This window comes from Mycobacterium sp., from assembly GCF_049683355.1.
Lineage (GTDB): Bacteria > Actinomycetota > Actinomycetes > Mycobacteriales > Mycobacteriaceae > Mycobacterium.
Window position 1 is genome coordinate 1 of sequence record NZ_JBAUJB010000282.1, and the last position, 1,535, is coordinate 1,535.

Annotated in this window: 2 protein-coding genes; both read right to left on the bottom strand. The window is 67.6% G+C overall.

Features of this window, described 5'->3' with window-relative positions; genetic code table 11:
- Positions 1 to 150 precede the first annotated feature (150 nt).
- A complete protein-coding gene (locus WA944_RS16595; RefSeq protein WP_526647148.1) occupies positions 151 to 822 on the bottom strand; it encodes an SIMPL domain-containing protein in 672 nt (223 codons plus the stop codon).
- Positions 823 to 914: 92 nt separating this feature from the next.
- Positions 915 to 1,535, bottom strand: a 621-nt coding sequence (locus WA944_RS16600; RefSeq protein ID WP_526647149.1) for an NrtR DNA-binding winged helix domain-containing protein, incomplete at its 5' end; no start/stop codon positions are given.

The window sequence follows — 1,535 nt, forward strand, 5'->3', positions numbered from 1 at the left end:
CGATCGCCATCAGGGGTGTCCTCGGGTGGGTTGCGTCAGATCGGCGCAGTCCAGCCACCGTCGGTGTCAGGACAGCAGCCTACGGCCTCGGACTTCACCGCGGGCATCCAGGTCACCTCCGCACCGATCGTTCACTCCGGCCTGGTGTGGCTAGGAGGCGGCCGTGACGAACCGCGCGTCCACTGTCGCCGACACGCTGATGTCTTTCGGTACGAGCTGGACGTCCGGGCCGCCGCCGGCTGACCCCGGTTCCGCGTTGAACGCTCCCATTGCCTCGCGACCCGGGGACTGGGCACCGAGCATCCCGGCATCGGCGATCGCGACGGCACGCACTGTTCCGAGGTCGAGGGCGTCGGCGTACAGCTGGGCGCGGGCTGCCGCATCCTGAACGGCCCGGGTACGGACTCTTGTGACCAGTTCGTCCCGGCTTTTTGTGGTCAGCGCCCACTCCACATACGAGAGCTCGAATCCTTCGGTTCCGGTGACGTGCCCACCCACCCACCGCGACAGTGCGGTGAAGTCGCGGAACCTCACTTCCAGCCCGACGCTCGCGACATGGACGAGCGGGAGCTCGTCACCATCCTCGTTTCTGGGCTGACGGGACCAGGTCCGCAGCTGTGCCGCGGACCACCGGGTGACTGCGGCGTCGTCGCCGTCTTCGAGTCGGCGGATCGATTCCTTCACGACCTCGAGGTCGCGCGCCACCTGGTCGTAGACCCAGTCCTTCTCGGGGCCGTGATAGCTGACGGAGGCGTGGACGGTTCCTCGCTCGGGCGGCTGGAAGGCAGAGTACGAACCCCGGACTGTGATCTCAGTTGACATTCGGGCAAGGCTAGTGAAAAGCACCGACACAATCGTTCAGACGGCGGTGACGACGTTCGAGTAGTACCCGCCGCCAGCGCAGCCTCAACCGGCTACGTTCGCCGCCGGAACAGTTCGGCGGGTCGACCCCTGGTACCAGCGGCCATCTCCCCGGTGGGGACCAGTTGGGGTTCCATGGTGCGGCGGAACCTGTCTCGCTGCAGCGGGCGTCCCGCGATCGCCTCGTGTGCCAGTCGCAACTCCAGCATCGTGAACCCATCGTCGAGCAGCCGGTCGGGATCAGGCGTCTCGGCGTAGCGGGACCGGATGTGGTCGACCGCAAAGTCGATGATGTCGGGGTGGTCGTACGGCAGCCGCCCCGGCGCACTGATCGGCGCCAGCCTGGTCGACTCCAAGCGAGAGGCGAGACGGTCCACCGGAACGACGTCGATGTGGGCCACGGACAGCACCCATCCGCGTTCGTCCCGCGTCGGGTTGTCGAAGACGTGCAGTTGACGAGGCTGCAGCCCGGCGACGCCGGCCTTTTCACGGAGCGACCGGTCGACGGCTTTGGCGAGTGTCTCCCCTTCGTGCAGAAACGTGCCCGGCAGACCCCAGCCCCGGCCGTTGTTGCGGCGCACCTCGAGAACCACCAAGCCACGGTCGCCGTCGAGCGTCAGCAGCGCGGTGTCGACGGCGACCGACGGCCGCGGGTAGTCGGCGAGGGTCTTCCC

What these genes read in the sequence shown, in the direction of transcription:
- WA944_RS16595 (WP_526647148.1), bottom strand. Translation starts at nt 822, where the DNA reads ATGTCAACTGAGATCACAGTCCGGGGTTCGTACTCTGCCTTCCAGCCG.